At 57.1% G+C, this 13877-nt stretch carries 11 protein-coding genes; 5 read left to right on the top strand and 6 right to left on the bottom strand.

All coding sequences use genetic code 11. The features are described from left to right. Nucleotides 1–45 precede the first annotated feature (45 nt). The 3 genes from ptsP to gldA are packed head-to-tail and all read left to right on the top strand — an operon-like array spanning nt 46 to nt 4337. Nucleotides 46–2547 (top strand): phosphoenolpyruvate--protein phosphotransferase, encoded by a 2502-nt coding sequence (ptsP, locus tag OGV67_RS01775; protein WP_286464851.1) that lies wholly within the window; start codon nt 46–48, stop codon nt 2545–2547. A gap of 11 nt (nt 2548–2558) precedes the next feature. Beyond that, nucleotides 2559–3221, top strand: a complete 663-nt coding sequence (gene fsa / locus OGV67_RS01770) for a fructose-6-phosphate aldolase (RefSeq protein ID WP_058668384.1) — start codon at nt 2559–2561, stop codon at nt 3219–3221. Nucleotides 3222–3233: 12 nt separating this feature from the next. Continuing rightward, nucleotides 3234–4337, top strand: coding sequence for a bifunctional L-1,2-propanediol dehydrogenase/glycerol dehydrogenase (gene gldA / locus OGV67_RS01765; protein WP_115615268.1), 1104 nt, complete (start codon nt 3234–3236; stop codon nt 4335–4337). Nucleotides 4338–4435: 98 nt separating this feature from the next. On the opposite strand, the gene katG is transcribed toward gldA, so the two are convergent. The 3 genes from katG to OGV67_RS01750 all read right to left on the bottom strand — a co-directional run bounded on the left by katG (nt 4436) and on the right by OGV67_RS01750 (nt 8735). Next, the gene (gene katG, locus OGV67_RS01760; protein ID WP_012133848.1) at nt 4436–6616 is read right to left on the bottom strand and encodes a catalase/peroxidase HPI; all 2181 of its coding nucleotides are present in this window, start codon (nt 6614–6616) and stop codon (nt 4436–4438) included. A gap of 162 nt (nt 6617–6778) precedes the next feature. Continuing rightward, nucleotides 6779–7669, bottom strand: a complete 891-nt coding sequence (gene metF / locus OGV67_RS01755; RefSeq protein ID WP_012133849.1) for a methylenetetrahydrofolate reductase — start codon at nt 7667–7669, stop codon at nt 6779–6781. A gap of 157 nt (nt 7670–7826) precedes the next feature. Beyond that, complete coding sequence (locus tag OGV67_RS01750) at nt 7827–8735, bottom strand: LysR family transcriptional regulator (protein ID WP_058668383.1); 909 nt, start codon at nt 8733–8735, stop codon at nt 7827–7829. Between the two features lie 91 nt (nt 8736–8826). Between OGV67_RS01750 and OGV67_RS01745 the strand changes: the two genes are divergently transcribed. Then, nucleotides 8827–9198 carry a carboxymuconolactone decarboxylase family protein gene (locus OGV67_RS01745; protein WP_012133851.1) on the top strand — a complete coding sequence of 124 codons (372 nt, stop codon included), beginning with the start codon at nt 8827–8829 and terminating at the stop codon, nt 9196–9198. 80 nt (nt 9199–9278) lie between these two features. Here the strand turns inward: OGV67_RS01745 and metL are convergent, their stop codons facing one another. Beyond that, nucleotides 9279–11711 carry a bifunctional aspartate kinase/homoserine dehydrogenase II gene (gene metL, locus OGV67_RS01740; protein WP_047459806.1) on the bottom strand — a complete coding sequence of 811 codons (2433 nt, stop codon included), beginning with the start codon at nt 11709–11711 and terminating at the stop codon, nt 9279–9281. Nucleotides 11712–11713: 2 nt separating this feature from the next. Then, a complete protein-coding gene (gene metB / locus OGV67_RS01735) occupies nt 11714–12874 on the bottom strand; it encodes a cystathionine gamma-synthase (protein ID WP_047459810.1) in 1161 nt (386 codons plus the stop codon). A gap of 267 nt (nt 12875–13141) precedes the next feature. On the opposite strand from metB, the gene metJ reads away from it, so the two are divergent. After that, nucleotides 13142–13459 carry a met regulon transcriptional regulator MetJ gene (gene metJ / locus OGV67_RS01730; RefSeq protein WP_012133855.1) on the top strand — a complete coding sequence of 106 codons (318 nt, stop codon included), beginning with the start codon at nt 13142–13144 and terminating at the stop codon, nt 13457–13459. Nucleotides 13460–13576: 117 nt separating this feature from the next. On the opposite strand, the gene rpmE is transcribed toward metJ, so the two are convergent. Continuing rightward, on the bottom strand, nt 13577–13789 hold the full coding sequence (rpmE, locus tag OGV67_RS01725; protein WP_024130659.1) for a 50S ribosomal protein L31: 213 nt from the start codon (nt 13787–13789) through the stop codon (nt 13577–13579). Nucleotides 13790–13877: the final 88 nt, after the last annotated feature.

Here is a 13877-nt window from a genome sequence, read left to right as displayed (position 1 = left end):
CGCCCTTTTATCCTGTAGCCAGAAAATCGTTATGGGAGAAAGGCAATGGCCCTGATTGTGGAATTTACCTGTGAGCTGCCCAATGGCGTACACGCCCGCCCGGCAAGCCACGTTGAGACGCTGTGCAACACTTTTACCTCACACATTGAGTGGCATAACCTGCGCACCGACCGTAAAGGCAACGCCAAAAGCGCGCTGGCGCTGATTGGCACCGACACGCTGGCAGGCGACGCCTGTCAGTTGTTGATTTCGGGTACGGACGAACAGGATGCCCACCAGCGCCTGAGCCAATGGCTGCGCGATGAATTCCCCCTTTGCGATGCGCCTCTGGCGGAGATCAAAAATAGTGAGCTGGAGCCGCTTCCGGCGTCGCTGACAAACCTGAACCCGCTGTTTTTTCGCGCCCGCGCCGTCTGCACCGGCAGCGCGGGCGGCGTTCTGACGCAGCTCTCCTCGCTGGATCTCAATACGCTCGGCGAACTTCCTGCTGCCAGTGATATAGAGACCGAGCAATCTGCGCTGGATAACGGCTTAACGCTGCTGATAAAGAATATTGCGTTCCGCCAGCTCGACAGCGACGGCGCCACCAGCGCTATTCTGGAAGCCCACCGTTCGCTGGCAGGCGACACCTCCCTGCGCCAACATTTGCTGGCAGGCGTTGCGCGCGGTTTAAGCTGTGCGCAGGCGATAGTCGAAAGCGCCGGGCACTTTTGTGATGAGTTTGCCCGTTCCAGCAGCCGCTATTTACAGGAACGCGCGCTGGACGTACGCGACGTCTGCTTCCAGCTCCTGCAACAAATTTATGGCGAACAACGCTTCCCGGCGCCAGGCAAACTGACCCAACCCACCGTCTGTATGGCCGATGAACTCACCCCAAGCCAGTTCCTCGAACTGGACAAAACGTTCCTCAAAGGCTTGTTGTTAAAAAGCGGCGGTACGACTTCGCACACGGTTATTCTTGCCCGCTCATTCAACATTCCCACGCTGGTTGGCGTGGATATTGAGGCGCTAACGCCGTGGCTGCACCAGACGGTCTATATCGACGGCAACGCCGGTGCGATTGTCGTTGTGCCAGATGAACCCGTCACCCGTTACTACCAACAGGAAGCCCGTGTGCAGGACGCTTTACGCGAGCAACAGCGTATCTGGCTGACCCAACAAGCACGCACTGCCGACGGTATCCGTATGGAAGTGGCCGCCAACATTGCGCACTCCGTCGAAGCGCAAGCGGCATTCGGCAACGGCGCGGAAGCGGTTGGTCTGTTCCGTACAGAAATGCTGTATATGGACAGAATCAGCGCACCTTGCGAGAACGAGCTGTACAACATTTTTTGCCAAGCGCTGGAGTCCGCACAGGGCCGTAGCATTATTGTGCGCACGATGGATATCGGCGGTGACAAGCCCGTTGATTATCTGAACATTCCTGCGGAAGCCAACCCGTTCCTCGGCTATCGCGCCGTACGTATTTATGAAGAGTACGCCACGCTGTTTACCACGCAGCTGCGATCGATCCTCCGCGCTTCCGCACATGGCAGCCTGAAAATCATGATCCCGATGATCTCCTCAATGGAAGAGATCCTGTGGGTCAAAGAGAAGCTGGCGGAGGCTAAACAGCAGTTACGCAACGAGCACGTCCCGTTTGATGAGAAGATCCCCCTCGGCATCATGCTGGAAGTGCCATCGGTGATGTTCATCATCGACCAGTGCTGTGAAGAGATTGATTTCTTCAGTATTGGCAGCAATGACCTGACGCAATACCTGCTGGCGGTCGATCGCGACAACGCCAAAGTCACTCGTCACTACAACAGCCTGAATCCGGCCTTCCTGCGCGCGCTGGATTTCGCCGTACAGGCGGTACATCGTCAGGGGAAATGGATTGGCCTGTGCGGCGAACTCGGCGCGAAGGGGTCAGTGTTGCCGCTGCTGGTCGGTCTGGGGCTGGACGAGATCAGCATGAGCGCGCCGTCAATTCCTGCCGCTAAAGCGCGGATGGCGCAGCTCGACAGTCGTGCCTGCCGCCAGTTGCTGAATCAGGCGATGGCCTGTCGCACCTCGCTGGAAGTGGAGCATCTGCTGGCGCAATTCCGCATGGCCCAGCAGGACGCGCCGCTGGTCACCGCCCAGTGCATCACGCTTGATAGCGACTGGCGCAGCAAAGAAGAGGTGATCAAGGGGATGACCGACAACCTGCTGCTGGCAAGCCGCTGTCGCTACCCGCGCAAGCTGGAGGCCGACCTGTGGGCGCGTGAAGCCGTGTTCTCCACCGGGTTAGGGTTTAGCTTCGCCATTCCGCACAGCAAATCTGAACACATTGAGCAGTCCACCATCAGCGTGGCGCGTCTGAAAGCGCCGGTACGCTGGGGCGATGACGATGCGCAGTTCATCATCATGCTGACACTCAACAAACACGCCGCAGGCGACCAGCATATGCGCATTTTCTCACGCCTGGCCCGCCGCATTATGCACGAAGAATTCCGCAACGCGCTGGTCAACGCCGCATCTGCCGAGGCAATTGCCAGCCTGTTGCAACATGAACTTGAACTCTAAGAGGGAGCAAAATGGAACTCTATCTGGATACCGCGAACGTCGCGGAAGTCGAACGTCTGGCGCGCATCTTCCCTGTTGCTGGCGTCACCACCAACCCAAGCATTGTGGCGGCGAGTAAAGAATCCATCTGGGATGTACTGCCTCGCCTGCAAAAAGCCATCGGCGAAGAGGGAACGCTATTTGCCCAGACGATGAGCCGCGATGCGCAAGGAATGGTGGAAGAAGCCAAACGCCTGAGCAATGCCATTCCCGGTATTGTGGTGAAGATTCCAGTCACTGCCGAAGGTCTGGCAGCGATCAAACAGCTCAAAAAAGAAGGTATTACGACGCTGGGAACGGCTGTCTACAGCGCAGCGCAGGGCTTGCTGGCGGCGCTGGCAGGCGCAAAATACGTCGCCCCGTATGTCAATCGGGTTGATGCCCAGGGCGGCGACGGCATCCGTATGGTGCAGGAACTGCAAACCTTGCTGGAGATGCATGCGCCTGGCAGCATGGTACTGGCCGCCAGCTTTAAAACGCCGCGTCAGGCGCTGGATTGCTTACTCGCAGGATGCGAAGCAATCACCCTTCCTTTAGATGTAGCTCAACAAATGCTCAATACCCCTGCGGTAGAGTCAGCTATAGGGAAGTTTGAGCAAGACTGGAATAACGCATTTGGCCACATCAACCTGTGAGGGAAATAAAGTATGGACCACATTATTCAATCTCCTGGTAAATACATCCAGGGTGCAGATGTCATCACACGTCTTGGAGAATATCTCAAACCCCTGGCCGAACGCTGGCTGGTGGTCGGAGACAAGTTTGTCTTAAATTTTGCCCAGTCCGCGCTGGAGAAAAGTTTCCAGGATGCCGGACTGGCTCTGGACATCGCGCCATTTGGCGGCGAATGTTCGCAAAATGAAATCGATCGTCTGCGTATCGTCGCAGATAAAGCGCAGTGCGGCGCCGTTCTCGGCATCGGCGGCGGCAAAACGCTGGATACCGCGAAAGCGCTGGCCCACTTTATGGATGTCCCGGTCGCTATCGCGCCGACCATCGCCTCTACCGATGCCCCCTGTAGCGCGCTTTCCGTGATCTACACCGATGCAGGCGAGTTTGAACGCTATCTGATGCTGCCGCGTAACCCGAATATGGTGATTGTTGATACCAAAATCGTTGCGGGCGCGCCCGCGCGTCTGCTGGCTGCCGGTATCGGCGATGCGCTGGCGACCTGGTTTGAAGCGCGCGCCTGTTCACGCAGCGGCGCGACCACGATGGCGGGCGGCAAGTGTACACAGGCGGCGCTCGCGCTGGCGGAGTTGTGCTATAACACGCTGATCGAAGAGGGTGAAAAGGCCATGCTGGCGGCTGAGCAGCATGTCGTCACGCCAGCGCTGGAACGCGTGATTGAAGCCAACACTTACCTGAGCGGCGTCGGTTTTGAAAGCGGCGGTCTGGCGGCGGCGCATGCCATACATAACGGCCTGACGGCGATTCCAGACGCGCATCACTACTATCACGGTGAGAAAGTGGCGTTCGGCACGCTGACACAACTGGTACTGGAAAACGCGCCGGTTGAAGAGATCGAAACCGCTGCGGCGTTGTGCCATTCCGTTGGCCTGCCGATCACGCTGGCGCAACTGGATATTAAGCAGGACATTCCGGCGAAGATGCGCACGGTGGCGGAAGCCTCCTGCGCGGAAGGCGAAACCATTCACAACATGCCTGGCGGCGCCACGCCGGATCAGGTTTACGCCGCCCTGCTGGTTGCCGACCAGTATGGTCAGCGTTTCCTGCAAGAGTGGGAATAACGGTCAGGAGAGACAAAAAGCCCGCAGATCGTGCGGGCTTTTTTTATTTGCCGGATGGCGCTGACGCTTATCCGGCCTACACATTTTACTGAGATGGCTTACAGCAGATCGAAACGATCCAGGTTCATCACTTTCACCCATGCCGCGACGAAATCCTTCACGAATTTCTCGCGCGCATCGCTGCTGGCGTAGACTTCCGCCAGGGCACGCAGTACCGAGTTAGAACCGAATACCAGGTCTGCGCGGGTAGCCGTAAATTTCACCTCACCGCTCAGGCGATCGCGGCCTTCGAACAGCTCTTTCGATTCGTCCGCCGCTTTCCACTCGTTACGCATATCCAGCAGATTCACAAAGAAATCATTGCTGAGTACGCCCGGGCGGTCGGTAAACACGCCATTCTGGCTGCCATCAAAGTTAGCGCCCAGAACGCGCATCCCACCCACCAGCGCCGTCATCTCCGGCGCGGTCAGCGTCAGCTGCTGCGCTTTATCAATCAGCAGTGACTCGGTGGTCGACACATCAAGCCGTGCGCGATAGTTACGGAAGCCGTCTGCGATCGGTTCGAGAAGCTCAAACATCTCGATATCCGTCTGATCCTGACGAGCATCCACACGGCCTGGCGCGAACGGCACGCTGATGCTGACGCCCGCCGCACTTGCTGCCTGCTCCACACCGACAACGCCCGCAAGGACGATGATATCGGCCAGAGATGCCTTCCCGGACGATTTCTGAATCTCTTCCAGAACCGGCAGAACGCGCGCCGCAGCGGCGTTCACATCCCAGTCTCGCTGCGGCGCTAAAGCCAGGCGAGCGCCGTTGGCGCCGCCACGTTTATCGCCGCCACGGAAGGTTGACGCAGATGCCCATGCAACCGACACCAGTTCGCTGACGGAAAGCCCGGACGCGGCAATCGCGGCCTTCAGGTTGACGATGTCTTCCTGGCTCGGATTAAATACCGGCTGCGGCAGCGGGTCCTGCCAAATCAGATCTTCTTTCGGTACTTCCGGCCCGATATAGCGCGCTTTTGGCCCCATATCCCTGTGCGTCAGTTTGAACCATGCGCGGGCGAATGCTTCGTTAAACGCCTGCGGATCGTTGAGGAAACGGCGGGAAATTTTCTCGAATTCTGGATCGAAACGCAGCGTCAGGTCAGTCACCAGCATGGTGGGTTTACGTTTCTTCGACGGATCGAACGGATCGGGAATGATTTCTGGCGCATCAACCGCTTCGAACTGGATCGCGCCCGCCGGGCTGCGCGTCTGCACCCACTCGTATTTGAACAGGTTTTCGAAGAAGTAATTACTCCACTGGGTCGGCGTCTGCGACCAGACCACTTCCAGACCCGAGGTAATCGCATCGCCGCCTGCGCCGCTGCCGTAGTCACTGCTCCAGCCCAGCCCCTGCAATTCAATCGGCGCGGCTTCTGGATCAACGCCAACATGGGACGCCGCCGCCGCACCGTGGGTTTTACCCAGCGTGTGACCGCCGCCAATCAGCGCCACGGTTTCTTCATCGTTCATGCCCATATTGCCGAACGTCGCGCGGATAGCCGCAGCGGCGGAAAGTGGTTCACCGCTGTGATCCGGCCCTTCCGGGTTAACGTAGATAAGCCCCATTTCGGTGGCGCCTAACGGCGCTTTCGCCAGCGCTTCGGGATGACGGTGCGTCAGCCAGGCTTTCTCATCCCCCCAGTTCACATCAAGATCCGGTTCCCACACATCTTCACGCCCGGCGCCAAAACCGAACGTACGGAAACCGGAGTTCTCCAGCGCCACGTTACCCGCCAGAATAAACAGGTCGGCCCAGGAGATTTTCTGGCCATATTTCTGCTTGATAGGCCACAGCAGACGACGCGCCTTATCCAGGCTGACGTTGTCCGGCCAGGAGTTCAGCGGTGCAAAACGCTGCTGCCCGCGTCCGGCGCCGCCGCGCCCGTCGACGGAACGATAAGTGCCCGCGCCATGCCATGCCATACGAATAAACAGACCGGCATAGCTGCCCCAGTCCGCAGGCCACCACGGCTGAGAATCGGACAGGAGAGCTTTAAGATCCCCTTTCAGGGCGGAATAGTCGAGTTTGCTAAATTCTTTGCGGTAGTCGAAGTCCTCACCCAGCGGGTTCGAACGGTTGGAGTGTTGATTCAAAAGATCTACACGGAGTTGGTTAGGCCACCAGTCGTGGCTGCTGGTGCCAGCACCCGCGCTACGGTCGTGGCTGCCCTGATGGAAAGGGCACTTCCCGGTAGACAATGAATTATGGGTATCGTCAGACATGCTCATCTATATGCTCCCTCTACAGTGTTATCGTTACGATATACATCACCAACGATAAGATATAGTTGAAATAACCCACAGATTCGATAGCTAATATCTTTTAAATTTATGTATCAGGCGTCAGATCAAAATGTGCATAAAAAAGCCCTCCGAAGAGGGCTAATCATGTTACAGGCCGGGCCGCACACCCAACGTGTGGCAAATGGCGTAACTCATTTCAGCGCGGTTCAGGGTGTAGAAGTGGAAATCTTTCACGCCTTCACGGCTCAGGATCTTCACCATGTCCATCGCGATATTCGCCCCAACCAGCTTGCGGGTTTCCGCATCGTCATCCAGGCCGTCAAACATCTGTGACATCCACGCCGGAATGCGCACGTTAGTCATATCAGCGAATTTCTTCGCCTGCTTAAAGTTGGAGACCGGCAGAATGCCCGGAATAATTTCGACATCAATACCCGCAGAGACGCAGCGATCGCGAAAACGCAGGTAGCTTTCCACATCGAAGAAAAACTGGGTAATTGCGCGGTTAGCGCCAGCATCGACTTTGCGTTTCAGGTTGAGCAGATCCGCCTGCGCGCTTTTCGCTTCCGGGTGGACTTCCGGGTAAGCGGCGACGGAGATATCAAAATCGGCAACCTCTTTCAGTAAGCTGACCAGGTCAGCGGCATACATATCCGGCTTGCCGCTCCCCGGTGGCAGGTCGCCGCGCAGGGCAACAATATGGCGGATACCGTTATTCCAGTAATCCTGGGCAATGGTACGCAGTTCATCGCGGGTGGCGTCGATGCAGGTCAGGTGCGGCGCGGCTTCCAGGCCCGTACGCTCTTTAATGCCTTTGATGATGCTGTGCGTACGGTCGCGCTCACCGGAGTTGGCGCCGTAGGTCACGGAGACAAACTTCGGTTTCAGGCTGCTCAGTCGATCGATAGAGTTCCACAGGGTTTGCTCCATTTCACTGGTGCGCGGCGGGAAAAACTCGAACGAAACATTAATCTGACCCTGAACTTCCGCCAGGCTCTGATTCAGGGCTTCCCGCTGGTTGGCGTGAAAAAAGCTCATACCTTACCTCATCAATCGCATGTCATTATATGTTGTGTTGTGAACATCTATCCGTTTAGACGTCTGGATGTAAAAATGACCGAAAAGTGGGATGCCGTCAACAGAAAAATCACTGTTAAAGGTGAGGAATACTCAGACAACGTGAAAAAAATTCAAATCAGTCCGAAATAATGAAGGATTGCATCGCAAGCGTATTTAACCACCGCAACCGTACAGCGTTCTCAGGCAGCATCACCAGCCCGGCACGAATACGTAATTCAGTGTCGCTAAGTACGCGGAATATCACGCCCTGGCGCTGAATAGCGGCAAACGAGCCCGGGAGCAAACTCAGGCCATCGCCGTGGGCGATTCGCGCGAGCAGCACATCATGTTCCAGCGGTTCTTCAAGGCAGGAGGGGGCGTAGCCAGCGCGACGGAAAATGTGTCGGGTGTAGTCAAAAAAGGCCGGATTACGTTCCCGTTTGAACCAGAACAGCGGGCGGTGGTTAAGCGCAGCTAAGGAGAGCGACGTCAGGCTCGCTTCCGGCCAGACGGAGGGTAATGCGGCAATCAACGGTTCTTGCCAGTCGAGCGGCGTGACGGTTAACCCTGTGGCCTCAAGCGGCAGCGCCACCAGCGCCGCATCCAGTTTCCCCCGACGTACCTGGCGTACCAGTTCAGGCGAACCATGACGCACAATATGCAGCCTCTCCACACGCGTATTCAGCTGCGCCTCCAGGGGGGCAAAAATCCCCTGCTCAAACGCGGTGCTCAGCCCTAAACGCAGCGATTGCGCGCCGGTTTGCGCCAGTTGATTCAGCGCAGCATACGTTTTGTCCTGCTGCGCCAGCAGCGGGCGGACGATTTCCAGCGCGCGTAGCCCCTCATCCGTCAGCGTGAGTCCACGAGTATGACGGACAAAAAGCGTCACCCCCAGGCGTTCTTCAAGCTGGCGAATATGGCGGCTCAGCGGCGGTTGCGACATAAACAGTCGCTGTGCCGCGCGGCTCATATTGTTCTCTTCCGCCACCACGGCAAAGTAGCGTAGCAAGCGGATATCCAGAGAGTGCAGAGGGGATGTTGTCATACCGAAAAGGTATCACGGAAACGGTATTATCCAAATCATTCCGCGCCCCCTATCCTCACGCCACAGACTCCAGACAAACGAGGAATACACTATGCATTCAGAACGCTTTATTACCGGTCAGAAAATGCTGCAACAGGTGGATGGCAAGGGTGGCGATGCGGTGATCGAAAGTTTGCAAGACATTGCGCCAGATTTTGCCCGCTATCTGATCGAATTTCCGTTTGGCGATATCTATTCCCGGCCAGGGCTGGATTTACGCAGTCGGGAAATCGCAACCGTCGCCGCGTTAACCGCGCTGGGCAACGCCACGCCGCAGCTGAAGGTACATATTGCCGCTGCGCGACATGTGGGGCTAACGCAGGAGGAAATTATCGAAGTGATAATGCAGATGGCGGTTTATGCCGGTTTTCCGGCTGCGCTGAACGGTCTGTTCGCCGCAAAAGAGGTGTTTGCGACTCGGTGAAGCGCCGGGTGGCGGCGTTGCCTTATCCGACCTACATGTTCCGTAGGCCGGATAAGCGCAGCGCCATCCGGCAACAAACACTACAGCAGCTGCGCCAGGCGGTTGATATCCGACTGAATCGCCCCGGCGGTGACGTCACGACCGGCCCCCGGCCCGCGGATCACCAGCGGATTGTCGCGATACCAGCGGCTTTCGATGGCAAAGACGTTATCGCACGGCAGCAGCGCCGCCAGCGGATGTTCCGGGCGCACCGCTTCAACGCCAACGCGCGCTTTACCGTTGGCGTCGAAACGCGCCACGTAGCGCAGCACCAGCCCCATTTCACGAGCGGCTTCCAGACGCTGTACCATCTGCTCATTCAGCTCATCGCCATTTTCAAAGAAGTGATCGACAGATCCCTCTTCGCAGTGTGTGGGCACCAGCGATTCAACGCGCACCTGGTCCGGTTCGATGTCGTAACCCGCTTCACGCGCCAGAATCACCAGCTTGCGCATCACATCTTTACCAGAAAGGTCAACACGCGGGTCCGGCTCGGTCAGCCCCTGCTGCCAGGCCTGATCCACCAGATCGGTAAACGGTATGGAACCGTCAAATTGCAGGAACAGCCACGACAGCGTGCCGGAGAAGATCCCGCTGATCGACAGAATGGCATCGCCGCTGTCAATCAGATCGCGCACCGTATAGTTGATCGGCAGGCCCGCGCCGACGGTCGCGTTATACAGCCAGTGACGCCCGGTTTTTTCGAACGCGTCGTGGATCTGGCGATATTTATCGCTGGTGCTCGCCCCCGCCAGTTTATTGGCGCTGATGACGTGGAAACCGTGGCTGGCGAAATCAAGATACTGATCGGCCAGTTGCTCGCTGGCGGTGACATCCAGCACCACCAGATCGTCATACGGGTGGGCGCGCATCCACAGGAACAGCGACTCTTCATCCTGCTCAATCGCTTCGTCGTTGAAGAACGCCAGCGCACGGCTGGCATCCAGCCCTTCGTAGTTCAGCAGGCTGCGACGGCTATCCACCACGCCCGCCAGGACGAATTCAAACCCGGTACGCGCGGAGAGCGTGCTCTGCTCGCGGGCAAACAGTTCCAGCCAGCGGGAACCAATGTTGCCTTTGCCGAACAGCACCAGGCCGATGCGTTTTTCCGCGCGGAAAATAGACTGGTGCAACCCCTGAATCAGGCTTTCAGTCGGGCCGGTGCGCAGTACGGCCACCAGGCTGATCCCCTCTTCCGACTGCCAGGTAAATTCAACCGGCTGGCCTTTCAGCTGTTGCCAGAAGCGGTGGCAGTGCAGCGGGTTACGGGTGACGCCAGCGCCAACCATCGCGACCAGCGCCAGCCCCTGACGCAGGCGCAATTCGCCCGGCAGGCCCGCTTCATCAAGAATTTTTAATGCGCTATCAGCGACTTCAGAGGTGTAGCAGAATTGCAGCAGATGGCGATCGTTATGCACGCCAACCGCCAGCGGACGCACCTGCGCCCGTTTCAGAATCTGGTCGACGTCTCTCCAGGCCAGTTTAAAGTCCTGGCTGGCGGGCACCTGAAACTCAATCAGGCAAACGTCATCATGACTGGTGACGATACGCGCCCCGGTGCCGGACGCCAGCACGCGTTCAATGCGCGTGGACCCCTGATCCGGCGTGTAGCTACAGCGCAACTGCAAATCGATATCGCTGCCGGAAACCGGCTGTAGGGTACGGGCGTGCAGAACCGGCGCGGCCAGACGCGCCAGCTCGCTGGCTTCATCCAGACGCAACAGCGGCAGCAGGCAGGCATCTTTCACTTTACGCGGGTCGGCGCTGTAAACCCCGGCCACATCGCTCCAGATGGTAACGCGGGAAACACCCGCCAGCGCGCCAATTTGCGTGGCGGAATAGTCAGAACCGTTACGGCCCAGCAGCACCGTTTCGCCCGCATTGCTGCGACTGATAAAACCGGTAACGACCAGGCGCTTGCCCGGATGCTGCACCAGCAGCTGTTGCAGTAACGGGTAAGAGAGACCTTCATCTACCTGCGGCTGCGCGGCGCGTTCAGCGCGTAAAAACTCACGCGCGTCCAGCCATGCCGACGCCAGTCCTTGCTCATTCAGCACTGCGGACATCAGACGCGCAGACCAGATCTCGCCGTGTCCGACGACTTCGGCATAAACGGCATCGGTCACGCCGCTGTCGAGCAGCGCGGCAAGACGCTCCAGATCGCTAATGAAAGCGCTGATCAGACCATCCGCAACGTCGGCGGGAAGCAGCCCGCTGATCAGATCGCTCTGATAGCGGCGTAACGTCTGTTGCACCTGATGCGCGGAGAGGCGGTCGGTCTGGCTTAACTTCAGCCAGCTAATCAACTGGTTGGTGGTACTACCGGCGGCGGAAACAACCATCATATCGTCAGGCTGCGAGTACTCCGCCATAATGCCTGCGACACGCAGATAACATTTCACGTCTGCCAGACTACTGCCACCAAATTTATGCAGTTGACGACCCTTCGCCCCTGCCTGCGCAATCACACTCATGTTTACCCCTTGTTTGCAGCCCGGAAGCCATTTTCCAGGTCGGCAATTAAATCTTCGCCATCTTCAATACCGGTGGAGATACGCAGCAGCGTCTCTGAAATTCCGGCGGCAGCACGCGCTTCTGGCGCCATGCCTGCATGTGTCATCGTTGCGGCGTGGGAGATCAGGCTTTCAACACCCCCTAAGGATTCCGCCAGCGTAAACAACGACAGCCCGCCCAGGAAACGACGCAGCGTCTGCTCATCGCCATCCAGTTCAAAACTCAACATTGCGCCAAAGCCTTTTTGCTGGCGCGCGGCAATCTCGTGCCCTTGATTATCCGGCAGCGACGGATGATACAGTTTTTTCACCAGCGGCTGGGTTTGCAGATAGTCCACAATGGCCTGGGCATTGCGCTGAGCCACGTCCATTCGCGGCGCCAGAGTACGCAGCCCACGTAGCAGCAGATAGCTATCAAACGCGCCGCCGGTGACGCCAATATTATTTGCCCACCATGCCAGTTCGGTGACAATCTCTGGATCTTTCGCAATCACCACGCCAGCCACCACATCCGAATGGCCGTTTAAATATTTCGTGCATGAATGCAACACCAGATCGGCGCCCAACGCCAGCGGATTTTGCAGCGCAGGGCTTAAAAACGTGTTGTCCACAACGCTCACCGCGCCCGCTTCTCGCGACAGCTGGCAGATTTTCGCAATATCCACCACGCGTAACAACGGATTACTGGGGCTTTCCACCAGCACCAGCTTCGGTTTTTCCGCCAGCGCCGCTTTCAGCGCCTGCTCATCACCTTGATCGACAAACAGCACGCGATAACAGCCCCGCTTCGCCAGGCTGTCAAACAGGCGATAGCTGCCGCCGTAGCAGTCGTGCGGCGCCACCAGCAGATCGCCCGGCTTCAGGAACACGGTCGTCACCAGCAGAATGGCCGACATCCCGGTATTGGTCAGCACCGCGCCCGTACCGCCCTCCAGCTCCGCCAGCGCGCGCTGAACCACATCACGCGTCGGATTTCCACGTCGCGAATAGTCATGGGCGCGAGGTTCATTAAAACCAGTGAAGTTATAGGTGCTGGAAAGGTGAATCGGCGGGACAACGCAACCGTACTGCTCGTCGTCATTTAACCCGCTACGCACTGCGATGGTGGCCTGTTTACGCGTCATGTTGAGAAGTTCCTGGGCTGAATCGGTGAAAAGTCAGGCACCAGAGTAAACATTGTTACAATAGACGTCAATACATCTGGACATCTAAACTTCTTTGCGTATAGATTGAGCAAACTGGAAATAGCCGTTAAAATTATATGCATTAGCGCACATCTACAAACGCTTAACCCGTGTCACGATATCGCCTGTACGGTAAACTATGCGGGATTACGGCCAGGCACGACGATTCTGGCCCTTAACTAATGACGAGAAGATTAAAGGTATCTCATGGCTGAATGGAGCGGCGAATATATCAGCCCATACGCTGAGCACGGTAAGAAGAGTGAGCAAGTCAAAAAGATTACGGTTTCCATTCCTCTGAAGGTGTTAAAAATCCTCACCGATGAACGCACGCGTCGTCAGGTGAACAACCTGCGTCACGCCACCAACAGCGAACTGCTGTGTGAAGCGTTTCTGCATGCCTTTACCGGGCAACCATTGCCGAACGATGAAGACTTGCGTAAAGAGCGCAGTGATGAAATACCGGAAGAGGCCAAAATCATCATGCGTGAACTGGGGATCGACCCGGATACGTGGGAGTATTGATTTTTTTGCCGGATAGCGGCGGAAGGATTCAGTACCGCAGGTACTGATAAGCGTCAACGCCATCAGGCAAAGACAAAAAAAGCGCCTTTCGGCGCTTTTTTCTTTGACAGCAATAACTTATTTGCTGCCCGGGATGCTGAAACGCTTGTTGAAGCGGTCAACACGGCCACCGGTAGCAACATCACGCTGTTTGCCAGTGTAGAACGGGTGGCATTTACCGCACACGTCCAGGTTCAGGTCGTGACCTGCAGTAGAGCGGATTTTGATGACATTACCGCAAGAGCAGTTTGCAGTAATTTCTTCGTATTTCGGGTGAATATCTTTTTTCATGGGGAAACCTCGGTTTAAGGCCGCGTCGCTCTTCCAGCCCTAACGCCAGACACCACGCGATGTTGATAGTATAGGTCGATGATACAAA

Origin of the sequence: Citrobacter sp. CK188 (assembly GCF_030333525.1) — a bacterium.
GTDB classification, from domain to species: Bacteria; Pseudomonadota; Gammaproteobacteria; order Enterobacterales; family Enterobacteriaceae; genus Citrobacter_B; species Citrobacter_B koseri.
This window is presented reverse-complemented; position numbering and strand designations above follow the sequence as displayed.

What these genes read in the sequence shown, in the direction of transcription:
- ptsP (WP_286464851.1), top strand. Translation starts at nt 46, where the DNA reads ATGGCCCTGATTGTGGAATTTACCTGTGAGCTGCCCAATGGCGTACAC.
- fsa (WP_058668384.1), top strand. Translation starts at nt 2,559, where the DNA reads ATGGAACTCTATCTGGATACCGCGAACGTCGCGGAAGTCGAACGTCTG.
- gldA (WP_115615268.1), top strand. Translation starts at nt 3,234, where the DNA reads ATGGACCACATTATTCAATCTCCTGGTAAATACATCCAGGGTGCAGAT.
- katG (WP_012133848.1), bottom strand. Translation starts at nt 6,616, where the DNA reads ATGAGCATGTCTGACGATACCCATAATTCATTGTCTACCGGGAAGTGC.
- metF (WP_012133849.1), bottom strand. Translation starts at nt 7,669, where the DNA reads ATGAGCTTTTTTCACGCCAACCAGCGGGAAGCCCTGAATCAGAGCCTG.
- OGV67_RS01750 (WP_058668383.1), bottom strand. Translation starts at nt 8,735, where the DNA reads ATGACAACATCCCCTCTGCACTCTCTGGATATCCGCTTGCTACGCTAC.
- OGV67_RS01745 (WP_012133851.1), top strand. Translation starts at nt 8,827, where the DNA reads ATGCATTCAGAACGCTTTATTACCGGTCAGAAAATGCTGCAACAGGTG.
- metL (WP_047459806.1), bottom strand. Translation starts at nt 11,711, where the DNA reads ATGAGTGTGATTGCGCAGGCAGGGGCGAAGGGTCGTCAACTGCATAAA.
- metB (WP_047459810.1), bottom strand. Translation starts at nt 12,874, where the DNA reads ATGACGCGTAAACAGGCCACCATCGCAGTGCGTAGCGGGTTAAATGAC.
- metJ (WP_012133855.1), top strand. Translation starts at nt 13,142, where the DNA reads ATGGCTGAATGGAGCGGCGAATATATCAGCCCATACGCTGAGCACGGT.
- rpmE (WP_024130659.1), bottom strand. Translation starts at nt 13,789, where the DNA reads ATGAAAAAAGATATTCACCCGAAATACGAAGAAATTACTGCAAACTGC.